At 55.2% G+C, this 18,891-nt stretch carries 12 protein-coding genes; 11 read left to right on the top strand and 1 reads right to left on the bottom strand.

What is annotated here, in order from left to right:
* The first annotated feature begins 62 nt into the window (after positions 1-62).
* From BY447_RS03355 to BY447_RS03315, 9 genes are all read left to right on the top strand, one after another.
* Complete coding sequence (locus BY447_RS03355; RefSeq protein ID WP_110330516.1) at positions 63-3,461, top strand: glycosyltransferase family 2 protein; 3,399 nt, start codon at positions 63-65, stop codon at positions 3,459-3,461.
* Positions 3,462-3,631: 170 nt separating this feature from the next.
* Complete coding sequence (locus tag BY447_RS03350; RefSeq protein WP_110330515.1) at positions 3,632-4,600, top strand: HNH endonuclease signature motif containing protein; 969 nt, start codon at positions 3,632-3,634, stop codon at positions 4,598-4,600.
* A 142-nt stretch (positions 4,601-4,742) separates the two neighbouring features.
* Positions 4,743-5,465, top strand: coding sequence for an RNA polymerase sigma factor FliA (locus BY447_RS03345; RefSeq protein WP_003854529.1), 723 nt, complete (start codon positions 4,743-4,745; stop codon positions 5,463-5,465).
* A 50-nt stretch (positions 5,466-5,515) separates the two neighbouring features.
* A complete protein-coding gene (gene fliZ, locus BY447_RS03340; protein WP_008926851.1) occupies positions 5,516-6,019 on the top strand; it encodes a flagella biosynthesis regulatory protein FliZ in 504 nt (167 codons plus the stop codon).
* 203 nt (positions 6,020-6,222) lie between these two features.
* Positions 6,223-7,209, top strand: coding sequence for a D-cysteine desulfhydrase (locus tag BY447_RS03335; RefSeq protein WP_110330514.1), 987 nt, complete (start codon positions 6,223-6,225; stop codon positions 7,207-7,209).
* 113 nt (positions 7,210-7,322) lie between these two features.
* Positions 7,323-8,123: a cystine ABC transporter substrate-binding protein gene (tcyJ, locus tag BY447_RS03330; protein ID WP_013358252.1), complete on the top strand. Its 801-nt coding sequence runs from the start codon at positions 7,323-7,325 to the stop codon at positions 8,121-8,123.
* Complete coding sequence (gene tcyL, locus BY447_RS03325; protein WP_013358251.1) at positions 8,123-8,791, top strand: cystine ABC transporter permease; 669 nt, start codon at positions 8,123-8,125, stop codon at positions 8,789-8,791. The genes tcyJ and tcyL overlap by 1 nt, the downstream gene beginning before the upstream one ends.
* Positions 8,788-9,540: an L-cystine ABC transporter ATP-binding protein TcyN gene (gene tcyN, locus BY447_RS03320; RefSeq protein ID WP_013358250.1), complete on the top strand. Its 753-nt coding sequence runs from the start codon at positions 8,788-8,790 to the stop codon at positions 9,538-9,540. Before tcyL ends, tcyN begins: the two co-directional genes overlap by 4 nt.
* Before the next feature lie 463 nt (positions 9,541-10,003).
* The gene (locus BY447_RS03315) at positions 10,004-11,080 is read left to right on the top strand and encodes an acyltransferase family protein (RefSeq protein WP_110330513.1); all 1,077 of its coding nucleotides are present in this window, start codon (positions 10,004-10,006) and stop codon (positions 11,078-11,080) included.
* Between the two features lie 902 nt (positions 11,081-11,982).
* Here BY447_RS03315 and putA read toward each other — a convergent pair.
* Positions 11,983-15,930: a trifunctional transcriptional regulator/proline dehydrogenase/L-glutamate gamma-semialdehyde dehydrogenase gene (gene putA / locus BY447_RS03310; RefSeq protein WP_110330512.1), complete on the bottom strand. Its 3,948-nt coding sequence runs from the start codon at positions 15,928-15,930 to the stop codon at positions 11,983-11,985.
* Between the two features lie 451 nt (positions 15,931-16,381).
* On the opposite strand from putA, the gene putP reads away from it, so the two are divergent.
* Entirely contained in the window at positions 16,382-17,866 is a 1,485-nt protein-coding gene (gene putP / locus BY447_RS03305) for a sodium/proline symporter PutP (protein WP_033732967.1), read from the top strand.
* A gap of 192 nt (positions 17,867-18,058) precedes the next feature.
* Positions 18,059-18,883 (top strand): iron uptake transporter permease EfeU, encoded by an 825-nt coding sequence (efeU, locus tag BY447_RS03300; protein WP_033783356.1) that lies wholly within the window; start codon positions 18,059-18,061, stop codon positions 18,881-18,883.
* Positions 18,884-18,891: the final 8 nt, after the last annotated feature.

Below are 18,891 nucleotides of genomic sequence, written 5' to 3'. Positions count from 1 at the left end.
TGAAACAGCGCAGAGCACAAAACGGTTAAGTGAGTTCATCAACCTGGCAGGGCGGAGTTGCAATGTCTGAATTTAAACATCCTTATTATATATTTTCACCTGATTATCGGGAGTCATCCGGTGGTATTCAGGCTTTGCACAAACTCTGTCATCAAATCAATCTGCATGGCGGCAATGCGTGGATGGTAAATAGCGATATCACCAATCCTGCCTGGAATACCCCAAAGCTGGATGTTGAAATTTATGATCGGCATAAAAAATCGGAGCTGATCCCCATTGCTGTTTATCCTGAAATTTATTCGGGTAATCCGATTAAGGCTGACGTCTGCGTGCGCTACATGTTAAATCATGAAGCACTGCTCAATGGCAATCGTCTTAATGAAACCGAAGAGGATCTCTTTTTCTGGTATAGCTCACAACTGATTGTGAAAGAACCTGACGTTGATTTTTTAACGATGGTAGGCCCGGATTTAGAGATGTTCTCGGATGACGGCAGAGTAAAAACGACAAAACTTCTTTATCTGAATCGCGTACCCGAAGAGAAAGTCGACTTTACTGCTTTACCCGACGATATCACGATTATATCGGTTAAAAATCCTCGTCCTCTGGCAGAGCTGGCAGAGATTTTAAAGTCGGCCACGGTGATGTACACCTTTGAATGGTCCGGAACCTGTAACCTCGCTGCGCTGTGTGGGGTGCCGGTGGTTTCTCTGGTCGCCCCGGGTTATGAAAAACTCGCCATCTCCGACGCTTCGATTCGCGATATGGGCGGGGCGGGTGTCTGCTTTAGTGACGATCCCGCGGAACTGGAGAGCACGCGTGCCGGGCTTCATAACGTTCGCGACCACATGCGAAAATTTGAAGCAAATTTCTCACAGCAGTTAACGCACTTTTTCAGTAAAACGCAGGCGGCTGCAGAGAAGAAAAGTGAAGAGAAGTTTGTCTCAACGGGAAACTGGCTGGCCCATTATCCTGTGCCTGAAAAATCTCTGGCTGAAGCGAATACCCGTTTATCCGTCAGGGCTGTGGTTCTGGATGATACTCACTCGCAGCAGGCGCTGGACACCACCCTTTCATCACTGGCTCCCCTGGGGCTGGATGTTGCCATTTATCCCACAGCGGTTCGCGGCGAAGATATTCAACAACAGCAAAGCCTCAGAAAATGGTTGAGCAACCTGCTTGCTGAAGACCCGAATGAGTGGGTCCTGTTCCTGCGTTCGGGTGACAGGATTTACCCGGATATTTTCTCCAGTCTCCCTCTTTTCACAGAAAAGATCAGTTCAGCGCTGGCCTTTTATACGGACAAAATGATCCTGAACAGGGAGGAGGATATAGCGTCGCTATTCCTGCCTGATTTTGATCCGGACTACTTTTTAGCGATGCCGGAACGCTTTGCCCGGGGTGCATTCTTCAGAAGTGAATTGTGCATCGAAATAGTTAAATCGCGTGATATTTCACACCAGACGGTAGAGGTGGATTTTTTATTGCAGCTGGCCAATGCGGGACTGATTGCGGATATTCAGCATATCCCTCTGCCTGTGCTTGGGCTGTTATCAACCGGCAATAATCACCCATCTTCAGAGCAGGCATTGGTGGCAGAACACCTGGCCCACAGAGGGTACAGCCATGCTTCGATTGAAAAAGAGAATAATGCTTTTGCTATAAATTATAATGCTGCGGGAATAAAGAAGCTTACCGTCGTTATCATCGTCGAAAATGAAATTGATCAGGTTAAGCGGATGCTGTCGACCTTTGTTGATACCGTTACAGATACAGCCTATGAAATCATTTTCATCGATAACCTGTCAGATGACGAGAGCATCAGACCGTGGCTATCCTCACTGTCAGCTATTAATGAGGATAGCTTCAGAGTCTTTTTTGTCGATGAAAAAATCAGCGCCGTCAGCGCGTTGAATTATGCTCTCTCAGTGGCAAGTGGCGACTTTACACTTTATCTTTCCAGTGGGGTTTATTTTAACAATAAAGCCTGGCTGAACGCATTGCTGAACCATTGCGGGCGGCCTGAACTCCTCGCCTGCGCGCCATTTTTAACTGATAAACGTCACCACCTCTACTCCCCGGGCATTATTGATGGGGCGGTACGCTGCCACTATGAGCAGTTCAAGGCAGCAGACGGGACGCACTGCCCGGAACAGATAGTTCCGCAACACTATTTACTGCTCAGCAGCGAATGTATCATGTTAAGAACCGCAGCCTGCCATCAGGCAGGAGGGCTTAATGAACAGTTCACTACCGTCCATGAGGCAGTCAGCGATCTGCTGTTAAGGGCGTCAGTAAAAGAATCTGTCATGTTAGCCGTTCCCCAGTCGCGGGTATGTTGCGATGAAATCATGTCAGACGCAGAACTTATCCCCGGCACTGCGCTCTTTACAGCCCAGTGGATTGACCGGTTAGCCCGCGATCCTGTTATCAATCCTAACCTCTCCTGGAGTGGTGAGCGTTTTGTACGGGAGAATAATAGCGCGTTGATAGCGGCCCGGCTGGGCTTAAAACCCGATGCGTTATTTTTGTCTGATCCCGAAGACTTCGCGGAAATGCAGCGTGTCAAAGATCGTCATCAGGCGATTACCCACTCTGCAAACGGCTTACATACTCTGGTCACTCATCGTTTATCTGCCGGTGAACTTTACAGACTAAAACCTGAGTGTCTTGTGCTGAGCGATGTGATGGTCAACAGACAGGTGCGGCTGTTACAGAACCGGCATCTTTTCCCTGACACCCGTTTCATTGTTGACATAACCCGGGCGTCGTTTAGCACGAACAGTCATCAGCATGATCGTGATGCGATTATACAGGGCGCCGACGTGCTGGTGGTCAGGAATGCCGCTGCGCTGAAACTTTTCAGCCACAAAAACATGCTCCTTCAGGAGGATAAGCTTGGCACGGACTGGCAGGGACTCGTTCAGCCTGATTATCGTTCAGCCGAAAATGACGCAAAGCCCAGAGTCGGTATTGTGCTCACCGATTTGCAGCCTGAAGACTGGCAGCTTATTGACCCGCTTATCAAAGAGATGAGCGGCTATGTCTGCTGGATTATTTATGGTGCCTGCCCAGATACATGGAAGCCCTATATCCATGAGTATCATCGTAAAGTGCCGCAAAACAGAGTGGCGGAGATGTTGCAGTCGCTTCACTTAACTTTTGCGCTTGCACCCCTTTCAGATTCCCTGCTTAATCAGGCAGAAGGTCACCGCGTGATTGCGCAGTTAGGTGCCTGCGGCTATCCGGTGCTGGCCAGCGATCATGCTGCCTATCAGGAAATAATGAGTATTAAACGCATTAAAAATAAAACGTCTCAGTGGCGATTTGTGATTAACAAAATGATCGGCAATCCACTTTCAATGCGCAGTCTGGGTGAAAACCTCTATCACGAAGTCAACAGCCGCTGGATCTACCAGCCGGGAGAACTGCCGGTATGGATGACCGCTAGAGAACGTTAACATCGATCGGGGCGATATCCTGGGGTATCGCTGCGATTTTTGCGTGTCCGCGTTTCTGTCTGCTGGCCGGCAGAGCATGACACTCCCCATCCCGTTACAGTTCCCCCCCAGCCTGCCGATAACTCCTCACAGAACAACATCCTTTTTGATTTTAACTTTGTGGAGTGTCTATGCGCTTCAATTATGATCTTTTACCGGGCGAGCAGCTGACCTTCGATGAGATCGCCCGGCGTTATGCGCTGCAATACCCTGATGATAAAGAGCTGACGGCGCGCGCCTTGCTGAGTCCGTCAACCGGCCTGCGCACGCTGAAAATCCGTGCGGTATTTGCGCGGGAGGAGAGCAACAGTCCGCTCGAGGATCTGCTGTTCATCTCCCATGACAACGAACGTAAAAATTATCTGCGCCGGTTTGAGCACTACCTTAAGCAGAATCTCTCTTTCCTCTATTTTCGTCGCAGCGACAACGAGAAGCGCGACAACCTGTGGAAAGTGATGGGCAGCAGTCAGGTCTTCGCGATGATCGATCCACAATCGGCCACTGCACAGAATCTGTTAAACAGTCGCGGCTACAAACTGGTACTGATGCATCAGGATGATGAAGACATCTACTGGCAGCTCTTTAATCCGCAGGCGGACCCCTGTTTTCCGCAGTCGCAGCGTATTCAGTTCATCGTGGTACTCAGTACGCCGCAGCACAAAGTCCCTGCAGCGGTGATGCCAGGCACTGAAGTCGGACGTCGCGTCAAAGCACGGGTGCTGCAGCGTGCCAGCCAGGCGGAATTCAGCGCCGGTGTCAAAGCGCGCTACGGTGCCTGCGTGATGACCGGCACCGAGCTGACCGACAGGCACAACTGGCCGTGGGTGGAAGCCTGTCATATCGACACGCAGGAGGGCGATGACGGTGTCCTGGCAGACAACAGCATCGATAATGGCCTGTTTTTACGCAGCGATCTGCAGCGGCTATTTATTAACCGACTGATTAGCATTGATGCTGAATCAGGAACGATTCAGGTACATCACGGCGAGGAGGCGCGGCAGCACATTGCGCCCTGGTATCAGGAGCTGGAGGGTCGTGTCTGCAGTTTGTGGGCTGCGGTGCCGCCCGCCACGCGGCAACGGCTGCGCGCCCGTCGTTAATTCCAGGAAGCGTGCAGAAATAACTGCACGCTGACTTAACAAAAATCAAATAGCCTCGTTTTACCCCGCCTATTCAGCCAATCGAAAACGCTACAGAATTGGATAATCATGCCGATAACTTCATTAACGCAGGGTAGTCAACGTGAACGATTTCTATACCGCCGAAGGCGTGATGGACAAGCATTCGCTCTGGCAGCGCTACGTGCCGCTGGTGCGCCATGAAGCGTTGCGTCTGCAGGTTCGCCTGCCGGCCAGCGTTGAGCTTGACGACTTGCTGCAGGCAGGTGGAATAGGGCTGTTAAATGCCGTAGAGCGTTACGACGCGCTCCAGGGCACAGCTTTCACCACCTACGCCGTGCAGCGTATTCGTGGCGCAATGCTCGACGAGCTTCGTAGTCGGGACTGGGCACCACGCAGCGTGCGTCGTAACGCACGTGAAGTGGCGGGCGCAATGCACAGAGTTGAACAGTCGCTGGGGCGTTCTGCTTCCGAGCAGGAAGTGGCGCAGCAGCTGAATGTTTCCATGGAGGAGTACCGGCAGATCCTGCTGGACACCAACAACAGTCAACTCTTCTCCTACGACGAGTATCGGGAAGAGCACGGCGACAGCGCGGAGCTGGTGACGGAAGGCCATGAAGAGGCCAATCCGCTCCACCAGCTGTTAGAAGGGAGTCTGCGTGAGCGCGTCATTGAAGCGATCGAAGCGTTACCCGATCGTGAAAAGATGGTGCTGACACTGTACTACCAGGAAGAACTGAACCTGAAAGAGATTGGCGCGGTACTTGATGTGGGTGAATCCCGTGTCAGCCAGCTGCACAGTCAGGCGATTAAACGCCTGCGGGCCCGACTTGCGGGAGCGCGCTAGCAGTATCAGTTCCTGGCGATTCAAAATTATAAGAAACCGGGGACTCAGTAATGGGAGCCAAGACCAAGGCCAGACCGTTAAGTCGTTATCTTAAAGACTATAAACACAGCCAGAGCAACTGTTCACACTGTGGCAAGGTATTAGATCGAATGGCGCTCGTTTTTCGTGGCCAGATCATCAATAAAGAGGCCATCGCTCGGATGGACCAGATGATTGATGAGCAGCTGTGGCTGAAACTTCAGCCCGAACTGACCGCGCTTTGTCGTTTTTGTAGTGATATTTTTTGTAATACCCATCCTAATTACTTCGACATTATGGCGTTTAAACAATATTTGTTTGAACAGACAGAGATGAGCCCCAGCACGATTCGTGAATATGTGGTGCGTCTGCGTCGACTGGATGAGATGCTGAAAGCCAAAAATTTCCCGGCCGAAAAGCTTAAAGGAAATAGCTGGCATCAGTGTCTGGAAAGCGATCTGCCCGATGCCGGTAATAATAATTACCGTATCGCGCTGCGCAAGTACGATCAGTTCTTAGGCTGGCAGCAGGCGTAAGCCTGTTCTGCACCGATTGCTCCCCCGCGTGCCTCCGGCACGTTATCCCTTACCCGCCAGCCGGGTTAAGGGAAGGGGGAGCACGGCGCTTCTTTCTTCTCGTCTTTTTACTACCGCATCTGCTGTCACCTGAATCAGAGTGATCCTTTTCGCATCTTCTGCAACACTGTAAGGATAATTTTCATGCCCGACCGGAGGCAGCATTGTCTTTACATCTGTTACATCAATTCCCGCGTCTTGAACTGCTTGGCGCACCCACACCGTTAGAACATCTGCCACGCCTTTCCGACTATCTGGGTCGCGATATTTTCATCAAACGTGATGACTTCACGCCGGTAGCGATGGGCGGCAACAAGCTGCGCAAGCTGGAGTTCCTGGCAGCTGATGCGCTGCGCGAAGGCGCCGATGTGCTGTTGACCGCGGGCGCAATCCAGTCTAACCATGTGCGTCAGACGGCGGCCGTCGCGGCCCGGCTTGGCCTGAAGTGTGTGGCGCTGCTGGAAAACCCGATTGGCACCCACGCTGAAAACTACCTGAGCAACGGCAACCGTCTGTTGCTGGACCTGATGAACGCGGAAGTGATTATGGTTGATGCACTGCACAACCCTACTGAACAGCTGGCAGAAGAGGCCACGCGTCTGGAAGCGCAGGGATTCCGCCCTTACATTGTGCCGGTCGGCGGCTCAAATGCGCTGGGTGCACTAGGCTATGTAGAGTGCGCGCAGGAGATCGCCCATCAGAGCGAAGGCGTGGTCGATTTCGCCGCCGTGGTTGTCGCCTCGGGCAGTGCCGGCACCCATGCCGGACTGGCGGTAGGCCTGGAGCATCTGTTGCCGGAAACTGAGCTGGTCGGCGTCACCGTTTCACGTCAGGTCGAAGCGCAGTTGCCGCTGGTAGAGCGTTTACGTCAGTCGCTGGCGGAGACGCTGGAAGTGCAGGCCACGGCACCGATCACGCTGTGGGATGACTATTTTGCGCCACGCTACGGTGAACCCAATGATGAAGGCATAGCGGCGGTGAAACTGCTGGCGCAGCTGGAAGGCATCCTGCTTGACCCGGTGTATACCGGCAAGGCGATGGCGGGATTGCTGGATGGCATCAGCCAGAATCGTTTCCGCCGTGAAGGCCCGCTGCTGTTTATTCATACGGGCGGCGCACCGGCGTTATTTGCTTATCATCCTTCGGTCTGAGACAAGCGAATAAAACAGTTTATACTCCGTGCTTTATCATTCTGGACTGGCAGCAACACGCGGTGCTGCCCTTATAAGAACACACACACAATACTGTCAATAATGGGGTGAATATGTCCTTTTCTCGTGCAGGTCGTCAGATGGTGATGGGCGTCATGGCTGTGGCGCTGATCGCAGGCGTCAACGTTAAAACTTTTGCAGCCGAAAACCTGCTGAACAAAATTAAAGAGCGCGGCACGCTGCTGGTGGGTCTGGAAGGGACTTATCCGCCATTCAGCTTCCAGGATGAAAAGGGCAAGCTGACCGGCTTTGAAGTGGAATTCGCGGAACAGCTGGCGCAGCACATGGGCGTTAAGGCGAGCCTGAAACCGACCAAATGGGACGGCATGCTGGCCTCACTCGACGCGAAGCGCATCGATGTGGTGATCAACCAGGTCACCATCTCTGATGAGCGTAAGAAGAAGTATGACTTCTCCACGCCATACACGGTTTCCGGCATTCAGGCGCTGACGATGAAAGCCAACGCGGGCACCATCACTAAACCGGCCGATCTGGCGGGCAAGAAAGTGGGCGTGGGCCTCGGCACCAACTACGAGCAGTGGCTGCGTGAGAACGTGAAGGGCGTGGACATCCGTACTTATGATGATGACCCCACAAAATATCAGGATCTGCGCTCAGGCCGTCTGAATGCCATTCTGGTTGACCGTCTGGCCGCGCTGGATCTGGTCAAGAAAACCGGCGATACCATGGCAGTTGCGGGTGATGCCTTCTCCCGTCAGGAATCGGGTGTTGCGGTGCGTAAAGGCAACGACGATCTGCTGAAAGCGATCGACCAGGCCATTGCTGATATGCAGAAAGATGGCTCGCTGAGCAAGCTGTCTCAGAAATGGTTTGGCGCGGACGTGACAAAATAATGCAGGAAAGTCTTCAACTGGTGCTGGATTCAGCACCTTTTTTATTAAAAGGCGCGCTGTTTACGCTGCAGCTCAGCATCGGCGGCATGTTCTTCGGACTGTTGCTGGGCTTTATTCTGGCGCTGATGCGTCTGTCGCGCTTCTGGCCGGTTCGCTGGCTGGCGCGGATTTATGTCTCGATTTTCCGTGGCACCCCGCTGATCGCCCAGCTGTTTATGATCTACTACGGCCTGCCGCAGTTTGGCATTGAGCTGGATCCGATTCCGTCGGCAATGATAGGTCTTTCCCTGAACACCGCCGCGTATGCCTCTGAGTCACTGCGTGGCGCAATTGCATCGATCGAGCGTGGACAGTGGGAAGCGGCGGCGAGTATCGGTATGACCCGCTGGCAGACCCTGCGCCGGGTGATCCTGCCGCAGGCTGCGCGCACCGCGCTGCCTCCGCTGGGCAACAGCTTTATCAGCCTGGTGAAAGATACCTCGCTGGCGGCGACGATTCAGGTGCCGGAACTGTTCCGCCAGGCGCAGCTGATCACCTCGCGCACGCTGGAAGTCTTCACCATGTATCTGGCGGCCTCGCTGATTTACTGGGTGATGGCAACGGTGTTGTCTGCGTTGCAGAACCGGCTGGAACAGCATGTTAATCGTCAGGATTCGGAGTCGAAATGAGCGCCATCGAAGTCAGAAAGCTGGTGAAATCCTTTAACGGCCAGAGGGTGCTGCACGATATCGACCTTGATGTGGCCGCTGGTGAAGTGGTAGCGATTATCGGCCCCAGCGGCTCGGGTAAAACCACGCTGCTGCGCAGTATCAACCTGCTGGAAGTACCGGATAGCGGCACCATCCGCGTCGGTGAGATTACCGTGGATGCAGCGCTGGCACAGAGTAAGCAAAAGGAGCAGGTGCGTCGTCTGCGTCAGCAGGTCGGGTTTGTTTTCCAGAACTTTAATCTGTTTCCCCATCGTTCAGTGATGGAGAACATCATTGAAGGGCCGGTTATCGTTAAGGGCGAAGCGAAAGCGGATGCGGTAGCCCGCGCCCGCACGCTGCTGGAGAAGGTCGGGCTGCACGGCAAGGAAGAGAGCTATCCGCGTCGTCTGTCGGGTGGACAGCAGCAGCGCGTGGCGATCGCGCGTGCGCTGGCAATGCGGCCGGAAGTGATCCTGTTTGATGAACCGACCTCGGCGCTGGATCCGGAGCTGGTAGGAGAGGTGCTCAGCACCATTCGCGCACTGGCTGAAGAGAAGCGCACTATGGTCATCGTCACGCATGAGATGAGCTTTGCCCGCGACGTCGCTGACCGCGCTATTTTTATGGATCAGGGACGCATTGTGGAGCAGGGCGAGGCAAAAGCGTTGTTCAGTAATCCTCAGCAGCCGCGTACCCGTCAGTTTCTCGATAAGTTCCTCAGTCAGTAACCTCACTGCCTTCCCTGGAAGGCAGTTTTAACCGCCTTAATAATCTCACTTTTAAACGATAACGGGCGGCTGTCAGCATAATGCGCGCCGTAATATCACAACCTATTATTCAGCCGTTAAACCTTTTGCCACATCTGACAAATCTTTTCCTTTCATCGGATATTTAATGGTTTTTCCTGATGCCGCTTTCTCTTATTTATATTTGCTGCAATATGAAACATTATTACCCTTTAGCGTGGCTGTGGCGCTGATAATTAGCCTTTTTGCATTCTGATTAATAAGTGTAAGGAAAGGTTCTGCTGAGTAAATAACTGTGGCATCAGGGCCATCCGGCGGCTTTTAAGAGTTTCGCTACATCCATCATCGGTTCAATGGCGAATAATCGCTGGATAATCATAAAAGCAATACTGATTTCCTCGCTTTTACTTTCCAGCATTCTGACCTACATAGCAGGAGTCATTGAATGAGCCAGACTAAGTCAGACCAGATATTATGGGTAGATACCCTGAAGGGCACCTGCATATTGCTGGTGGTCCTGTATCACACGGTATTACCGGGTTTTGAAGGGACGATGAAATACCTCACTGCCGGGTGGATCCCCGCTGAAATATGGATACAGTTTAATACGGTCCTGTCGCCGCTGCGTATGCCTGCCTTTTTCTTTGTGTCGGGATTGCTGGCGACCAATGGCATTATTAACCGCCCCTGGAAACAGGTCTTTACCAGTCGTATCACCAATCTCTTTTATCTCTATATTCTGTGGGGGTTTATTCAGTGGTGGTCGATTATCGGCATCTCCACTGAAATTACCGGCCAGCGCATTTCGCAGAATCTGAATGCCGCCTATGCCGGTTCGCTGTTTGAATTTCTCAAGCTAACCTTTATGGCCATGAGTACCTCGTGGTATCTCTATGGGTTGGGACTCTATTTCCTCTGCGCCAAAATTTTCCGTCAATATAAGCTGGCCCTGGTGGCGGTGGCGATTCTGTTGAATTATCTGGCGGTTGAAAAAGTGATCCCGTTCTGGGGACCGCAGAGCCTGGCGCAATATTTCCTGTTCTTCCTGTTAGGAGCGTTCTGGAGCCAGACGATGCTGCGCCTGAGTGAATGGCGGCGGGAGAACCTGATGCCCTGGGCGCTACTGGCCGCAGTCGCCGGGATTCATGTGATATTCGGTCTGGATAAGAGCCTGTTCCTGTGTGTGCTGGCGGTGTTGTTCAGCATCGCCGCCTGCCGCTGGCTGAATCAGCATTTCAGCATGCGCTATCTCAACTGGGTCGGCCGCAATACGCTGCAGATTTACGTCATCCACCGTATTTTCATCGAGTTCTTTGGGATGTCGGCCATTCTGTTCGCGCAGCGGCATCATCTGTTTGAGCAGGCGTGGTTTTCGTTCCTGTGGGCCTGCTTTTATCCGGTGGCTATCGTGGGGCTCTGTTCGCTCTGCTCAGTGGCGATCTGGTCGCTGACCAATCGCGGGGTGGGGCAGTCGCTGTTTGTGTTTCCGACGCTGATGAAGAGGGTGCCTGGCGGCGGGTGAGGGGCGCTTGCAGCGGGAAGAGGACGCTGTGCAGCGGGCGGGCTCTGAGAAGGTTACGCCCGCCAGGCGATGGGGAGTTTCAGGGTCTCCGTGCAGGCGGACGCGTCAAGGGGCGGACGCCCGCCCCTTAACAATCCCGGCGTCCGGCAGCCTGCGCGCCCCGCTTTGCGGGGTGCCCTCGTCACGCCCTGCGGCCAGCGGACCGTCCGGACGCGCCATCCCTGGCGCGAACCGTCCTTTCGCCGACGTCCTGTCGGCTCATCCTGGCCTCCGGTTGTTCCTCAGCGCTCCGGATGCCTCTCTCAAACCCCCGCCTATAATACCTTCTTTGTTTTTTCGGATGGCGTGTTGTCTGCCGGACTGAAAGCCAAAGCCAAAGCCAAAGCCAAAGCTAATCACGGAATCTTACCGCTACAATCTCAGTGCCCGAAGAAGACGTGATTACCACGGATAGAGTGTAAGGCCTTTCTGACTGCTGAGCCTGAAGCCAGAGGCAATCCTGAAAAACCACAGCGACAAAGTACCCAACACAAGAAGAAGAGATAACAGCGAGGGGGTTGGAGAGGCCATCTGAACCGCTGAGCGGATGAGGGATTTCAGGACGAGCGACAGGGATGTCGCGAAGAGGCGGGTTCGCGCCAGGGATGGCGCGTCCTGCCGGTCCGTAAGAAATCCTGAAGAAGCGAAGGAACCGCGAAGCGGCGGTGAAGCAGGCCGGAGCCGGGGGTCAAGGGGCGCGGCGACTGGCGCCCCTTGTCGGTCGCCTGCAGAGGCGTGTCTGAAACTGCCCAACTGCTCAGGCGAACGAAACCCCTCTCAGCGCCCGTTCGCGCAGCGAACCACCCCAGCTTCAGCTCCGCAGCAGCCCGTTCGCGCAGCGAACACTCTCCGGCGAACGCTTCTTACCCAATGGTCATCAGACTCGCATTACCACCCGCCGCCGCGGTATTCACACTCAGCGAGCGCTCAATCAGCAGACGCTCAAGCAGCAGATTGGTCTCGCCACGGGCAAAGCCCTGCACCGAGACAATCGCGCCGTCACGCGCTGCGATCTGCTCACACAGGGTGCGCAGCTGATCGGCATCGCCGTGATAGATCACCGCATCAAACTCTGCCGCTAACGGGTCACGTGCCAGCGTGATACGCGCTTTCACGGCATCAGGCAGCGAGGCCCGCAGCGCGCGATGCAGCTCATCATCCTGCCACAGCGCTTTACTGCCGACGCTGGTCACAGCAGCCAGCTGGATTAACGCATCCTGCTCATTATCCGCCAGACAAAGCACCAGATCGCGCGGTAGCAGCGAGAAGGTGTTACGCTCGCCGGTCGGGCCAGGCAGCAGACGGACGACGCCCGCCTGGGCCAGCTCGCCATAGTGCTGGCAGAGTTCAGCCAGTTCAGGCTTGTCTTTAGCCCAGTTGCTCAGCGCCTGATGCGGTGCCAGCAGAGCCTGACGCAGCGTGCTGTCTGCCGGACGCTCGGCATCCTGACGATCAAAGGTCAGGCGCAGCGCGCCATCCGGACGACTGGCCAGCAAGCGGTAGAGATAGAGCGGACCGCCGGCTTTCGGACCGGTTCCGGATAAGCCTTCCCCGCCAAACGGCTGGACGCCAACCACCGCGCCCACCATGTTGCGGTTAACGTAGAGGTTACCGACACGAGCGTTGGCCGTAACCTGTGCGATGGTCTCGTCGATGCGGGTATGCACACCCAGCGTCAGGCCATAGCCGGAGGCGTTGATCTGCTCAACCAGCTTCGGCAGGTTGTTGCGGGTGAAGCGCACTACATGCAGCACCGGGCCAAAAATCTCTTTATCCAGATCGCTGACCTGATTCAGCTCAATCAGCGTCGGTTTGACAAAGGTGCCGCTGGTCCACTCTTTGCTATCCTGAGGGTTATCCTGTACCGCCTGGTAAACCGTAAAGCCCTTGTTGCGCATCGCCTGAATATGGCGATCGATATTGGCTTTTGCCTCAGCATCAATCACCGGGCCAATGTCGGTAGAGAAGCGTTCCGGATTGCCCATGCGGCACTCCGCCATCGCGCCGCGCAGCATCTTCAGCGTATGGTCGGCGACATCTTCCTGAATGCAGAGCAGACGCAGGGCAGAGCAGCGCTGTCCTGCGCTGTCGAAGGCCGACGCGACGATATCGATCACCACCTGCTCAGTCAGCGCGGAGGAGTCAACGATCATCGCGTTCATCCCGCCGGTTTCCGCAATCAGCGGCACCGGACGACCGTGTTGATCAAGGCGACCGGCCAGATTCCGCTGCAGCAGGGTCGCGACTGCGGTTGAGCCGGTAAACATCACGCCACGGACCCGATTGTCCCCGGTCAGCTGCGCACCCACGGTTTCACCCTGACCCGGCAGCAGTTGCAGCACGCCCGGCGGTACACCCGCGTCCAGCAGGATCTGAACTGCCTGTGCGGCAATCAGCGGCGTCTGCTCAGCCGGTTTAGCCAGTACGCTGTTGCCTGCTGCCAGTGCAGCCGCAATCTGACCGGTAAAGATCGCCAGCGGGAAGTTCCATGGGCTGATACAGACCACTGGACCCAGCGGACGATGCGTTTCGTTGTCGAAATCGTCACGCACCATACCAGCGTAGTAATAGAGGAAATCCACCGCTTCGCGCACTTCCGCGATGGCGTTGTTGTAGGTCTTGCCTGCTTCACGCACCAGGATGCCAAGCAGCTGCTGCATCTGGCCTTCCATAATCTGTGCGGCGCGTTCCAGAATCGCCGCACGCTCCTGTGGTGGGGTGGCAAACCAGATCGGTCCGCTGTTCACGGCGGCATCCAGCGCCACAGAGACTTCCTGCTCTGTGGCTTCACGTACCTGACCTACCCGATCGTTTGGTGCAGCCGGGTTCAGAATGTCGCGCAACTCACCCGCACCCGCTTCACCGTCGATCATCGGCTCGGCCAGGCAGGGCTGTGCAGCGCTGCTCAGCAGGGCGCTGGAGAGTGAGGCGAGACGGTGCTCGTTAGCCATATCCAGACCCGCTGAGTTCACGCGGTTCTCGCCATACAGCTCACGCGGCAGGGGGATCTTAGGATGCGGCAGGCCAATGGCGCCTTCGCTGATACCCAGTTTCTCGACGGCAGTCACCGGATCGGCTACCAGCTCATCAATCGGCAGTGAGGTATCGGCAATGCGGTTTACGAACGAGGTATTGGCTCCGTTTTCTAGCAGGCGGCGAACCAGATAGGCCAGCAGGGTTTCATGGGTGCCGACCGGCGCATAGATACGGCAGGGGCGATTCAGCTTGCCGTCAGCGACTTTGCCAACCACCTGCTCATACAGTGGTTCACCCATGCCGTGCAGACATTGGAACTCATACCGCCCTGGATAGTAGTTATTGCCTGCCAGCTGATAAATCGCGGCCAGGGTGTGGGCATTGTGTGTAGCAAACTGCGGATAGATCAGGCTGGGAACAGAAAGCAGTTTGCGGGCGCAGGCCAGGTAAGAGATATCGGTGTAAACCTTACGGGTGTAAACCGGGTAGCCTTCCAGACCTTCCATCTGGGCGCGCTTAATTTCGCTGTCCCAGTACGCGCCTTTCACCAGACGGATCATCAGACGACGGCGGCTGCGTTGCGCCAGATCGATCAGCTCATCGATCACAAACGGACAGCGTTTCATATAAGCCTGAATCACGAAGCCGATGCCGTTCCAGCCTTCCAGCTCTGGCTCGAAACAGAGTTTCTCCAGCATATCCAGCGACAGTTCCAGCCGGTCAGCTTCCTCTGCGTCGATGTTGATGCCGATGTCATAGGAGCGGGCCAGTAGCGTCAGTGATTTCAGAATAGGGTAGAGCTCTTCCATCACCCGCTCATACTGCGCGCGGCTGTAGCGGGGATGCAGAGCTGAGAGTTTGATGGAGATGCCCGGGCCTTCATAAATGCCACGACCATTCGACGCTTTACCGATGGCGTGAATCGCCTGCTGATAAGAGAGCAGATAGGCTTTGGCATCGCCTGCGGTCAGGGCCGCTTCGCCCAGCATATCGTAAGAGTAACGGAAGCCTTTCTCTTCCAGCTTGCGGGCGTTCGCCAGCGCTTCAGCAATGGTTTCACCGGTGACGAACTGCTCACCCATCAGACGCATCGCCATATCCACGCCTTTGCGGATCAGGGGCTCGCCGCCCTTACCGATGATGCGGTTGAGCGAGCTGGAAAGATTCGCCTCGTTGTGGGTCGAGACCAGACGGCCGGTAAACAGCAGGCCCCAGGTCGCGGCGTTGACAAACAGCGACGGGCTGCGGCCCAGATGCGATTGCCAGTTGCCGTTGCTGATCTTGTCGCGGATGAGCGCATCACGCGTTGGCTTGTCAGGAATACGCAGCAGCGCCTCTGCAAGGCACATCAGCGCCACGCCTTCATGTGAAGAAAGAGAGAACTCCTGGAGCAGGCTTTGCACCATACCGGCGCGTCCGGTTGCGCCTTTCTGGTGCCGCAGCTTGTCGGCGAGCTGATAAGCCAGCTGATGGGTTTTCTCTGCCAGCGCTGCCGGTAAGCGCGCCTGCTCCAGCATCATTGGTACCGCATCGGTCTCCGGACGACGCCAGGCAGCGGTCACTGCTGAACGCGTCACCGACTGAGGTAAAATCTGCTCTGCAAAGTCAAGGAACGGCTGGTGCGTCTCCTCTGGCTGGGTATCCTCAGACTCGGCCGCCACCTGGGCAGAAAGCGGGATCTCCGGCACGGCATCGCCGCTATCCAGCTGGCCCAGGTAGTTAAAGATGGCCTGTTTAATCAGCCAGTGTGGCGTGCGATCAATACGCTGCGCAGCCAGTTTGATGCGCTCACGTGTTGCGTCATCCAGTTTCACACCCATGGTGGTTGTAGCCATGACTCCAGAGCTCCTTAATAGTGGTTCGGTAAGGCGTTGGCTGCACTATCACTTAAGTTGCAACTTTGTGCAACCGTGTTAAATGTGAGCCAGTTAACACCCTTCTTACATCGGCAATTGTTAAATCCCGCAATGCGGCACGGATATTGCTGCAAGATCCTCGCCAGGTCGGCAGGCCCGATAAAAAGCGGGTTTACGGCCGGTTATGCAGAGGTACAACCGGATAACTGTGAGCGAGTGCAACCTATCAGCACGTTTTCACAAACGGTTAGTGAAATCACTGTAACGCCTGTGTTAAATCCATTGTGCGCGGAACGCCTTTCCGGCAGGATACCGCGCCACTGGGAAATGACTGACGCCCTGACAAAGAAAATCGACCCGCTTTGCCCCGTTCCGGCAGGCGGGTAGCTGGCGATTTCTCTGGGATATCAAATAATAAGTGGAGAGACAGATGAGTGTAAGTACACCAATGCTGGTGACCTTTGTGGTTTATATTCTTGGGATGGTATTAATCGGTTTTGCGGCTTATCGCTCGACCAAAAACTTCGATGATTACATCCTCGGTGGCCGCAGTCTGGGTAGCGTGGTCACGGCACTCTCTGCCGGTGCATCCGATATGAGCGGCTGGCTGCTGATGGGCTTACCGGGTGCCATCTTCATTTCCGGCATCTCTGAGAGCTGGATTGCGATTGGCCTGACCATCGGTGCCTGGCTGAACTGGAAAATCGTGGCGGGTCGCCTGCGTGTTCAGACCGAGCATCACAACAATGCCCTGACCCTGCCGGACTTCTTTACCAGCCGCTTTGAAGACCACAGTAAAATTCTTCGCGTCATCTCCGCTATTGTGATTCTGGTATTCTTCACCATCTACTGCGCCTCGGGCGTGGTGGCCGGTGCGCGTCTGTTTGAAAGCACCTTTGGTATGGATTACCAGACGGCTCTGTGGGCGGGTGCAGCGGCAACCATCCTCTATACGCTGGTGGGCGGTTTCCTAGCGGTGAGCTGGACCGATACCGTTCAGGCAAGCCTGATGATTTTTGCGCTGATCCTGACGCCGGTGTTTGTCATTATCGCAGTAGGCGGCTGGTCCGATTCGCTGACGGTGATTGAGGCGAAAAGCCTTGAAAACCTCGACATGCTCAAAGGGCTGAACTTCGTTGCGGTCATCTCCCTGCTCGGCTGGGGTCTGGGCTACTTCGGGCAACCCCATATTCTGGCACGCTTTATGGCGGCAGATTCGCATCGTTCTATCCGCACCGCACGCCGTATCGGTATGGCGTGGATGGTGCTCTGTCTGGCGGGCGCGGTGGCAGTTGGCTTCTTCGGGATTGCCTACTTCCAGAACAACCCGACCCTGGCAACGGGCGTCAATGACAACGCTGAGCGCGTCTTTATCGAGCTGGCGCGCATTCTGTTTAACCCGTGGATTGCCGGTATTCTGCTGTCAGCCATTCTGGCAGCTGTAATGTCCACGCTGAGCTGTCAGCTGCTGGTCTGCTCCAGCGCCCTGACCGAAGACCTCTATAAAGGCTTCCTGCGCAAAAATGCCAGCCAGAAAGAGCTGGTATGGGTAGGGCGTCTGATGGTGCTGCTGGTGGCGCTGATTGCGATTGCGCTGGCGTCGAACCCGGAAAACCGTGTGCTGGGCCTGGTAAGCTACGCATGGGCGGGCTTTGGTGCAGCGTTTGGTCCGGTAGTGCTGTTTGGCGTCTGCTGGAAGCGTATGAACCGCAACGGTGCGCTGGCGGGGATGATCATTGGTGCGCTGACCGTACTGGTATGGAAACAGTATGGCTGGCTGGGACTGTATGAAATCATCCCTGGCTTCATCTTCGCCAGCATCGCGATTGTGGTCTTCAGCCTGATGGGACGTGAACCTTCCGCCGAAGCGCAGCAGCGCTTTGCTGCTGCAGAAGCGGAGTTCCAGACCAAATAAGCGAAGCGTTAGTCATGAAAGCCCGCCCCGTAAGGAGCGGGCTTTTTTTTGTTACAAAGATAAATCACCCAAAGATGAAATTATCTCCGCCAGTAACTTGTTTTTTTCGCAGCGATAATGATAATCGGTATCGTTTACACTTTACCTGATTTTACTGTTCATTGACGCTGCTTAACATTCAAGAGGTTGGCGATGTTTGTTCCTTTTCTCATCATGCTGCGCGAAGGGCTCGAAGCCGCGCTGATAGTCAGCCTGATAGCCAGCTATCTCAAGCGCACCCAGCGCACCCAATGGTTTCCGGCGATGTGGGCGGGCGTGTTTATCGCCGCTGCGCTCTGTCTGGGCCTTGGCCTGTTCATCAATGCCACTACCGGTGAATTCCCGCAAAAAGAACAGGAGCTGTTTGAGGGCATTGTGGCGGTGATTGCGGTGGTAATCCTGACCTCAATGGTTTTCTGGATGCGTAAAGTCGCCCGCAACATCAGGGTCGAGCTTGAGCAGGCGGTGGATCAGGCGCTGCAACGTTCAGGGCGGGGCGGTCTGGCGCTGGTGCTGATGGTGTTTCTTGCCGTGGCACGTGAAGGGCTGGAATCGGTGTTCTTCCTGCTGGCGGCGTTTACGCAGGATGTCGGTTATGCGCCACCGATTGGCGCGGTACTGGGGCTGGCAACCGCCGTGGTGCTGGGCATGCTGCTTTACTGGGGCGGTATCCGTCTGAACATGGCGCATTTCTTCCGCTGGACCAGCGTCTTCATCCTGTTTGTCGCGGCGGGCCTTGCAGCCGGTGCGATTCGCGCCTTCCACGAAGCGGGCTTATGGAATCGCTTTCAGGATGTGGCCTTCGATCTCAGCAATACCTTATCGACCCATTCGCTGTTCGGCACGCTGCTGGAAGGCATTCTGGGTTATCAGGAGACGCCAAGCGTCAGTGAAGTGACGATTTACTTCGTCTACCTGATCCCGGCGCTGATTCTGTTCTTTATGCCTGCGCGTCCTGCTGCGTCGGCCACGGTGTAATCAGAAAT

The sequence above is a fragment of the Pantoea sp. JKS000250 genome (assembly GCF_003201065.1).
Lineage (GTDB): Bacteria > Pseudomonadota > Gammaproteobacteria > Enterobacterales > Enterobacteriaceae > Pantoea > Pantoea vagans.
The sequence above is the reverse complement of the archived record's forward strand: the minus strand, read 5'-3'. Positions and strand labels throughout refer to the sequence as shown.

Bases quoted from the DNA above. Each gene is read 5' to 3' on its own strand.
- tcyN (WP_013358250.1), top strand. From the start codon at position 8,788: ATGAGCGCCATCGAAGTCAGAAAGCTGGTGAAATCCTTTAACGGCCAG.
- BY447_RS03315 (WP_110330513.1), top strand. From the start codon at position 10,004: ATGAGCCAGACTAAGTCAGACCAGATATTATGGGTAGATACCCTGAAG.
- efeU (WP_033783356.1), top strand. From the start codon at position 18,059: ATGTTTGTTCCTTTTCTCATCATGCTGCGCGAAGGGCTCGAAGCCGCG.
- tcyL (WP_013358251.1), top strand. From the start codon at position 8,123: ATGCAGGAAAGTCTTCAACTGGTGCTGGATTCAGCACCTTTTTTATTA.
- tcyJ (WP_013358252.1), top strand. From the start codon at position 7,323: ATGTCCTTTTCTCGTGCAGGTCGTCAGATGGTGATGGGCGTCATGGCT.
- BY447_RS03350 (WP_110330515.1), top strand. From the start codon at position 3,632: ATGCGCTTCAATTATGATCTTTTACCGGGCGAGCAGCTGACCTTCGAT.
- fliZ (WP_008926851.1), top strand. From the start codon at position 5,516: ATGGGAGCCAAGACCAAGGCCAGACCGTTAAGTCGTTATCTTAAAGAC.
- BY447_RS03355 (WP_110330516.1), top strand. From the start codon at position 63: ATGTCTGAATTTAAACATCCTTATTATATATTTTCACCTGATTATCGG.
- putP (WP_033732967.1), top strand. From the start codon at position 16,382: ATGAGTGTAAGTACACCAATGCTGGTGACCTTTGTGGTTTATATTCTT.
- putA (WP_110330512.1), bottom strand. From the start codon at position 15,930: ATGGCTACAACCACCATGGGTGTGAAACTGGATGACGCAACACGTGAG.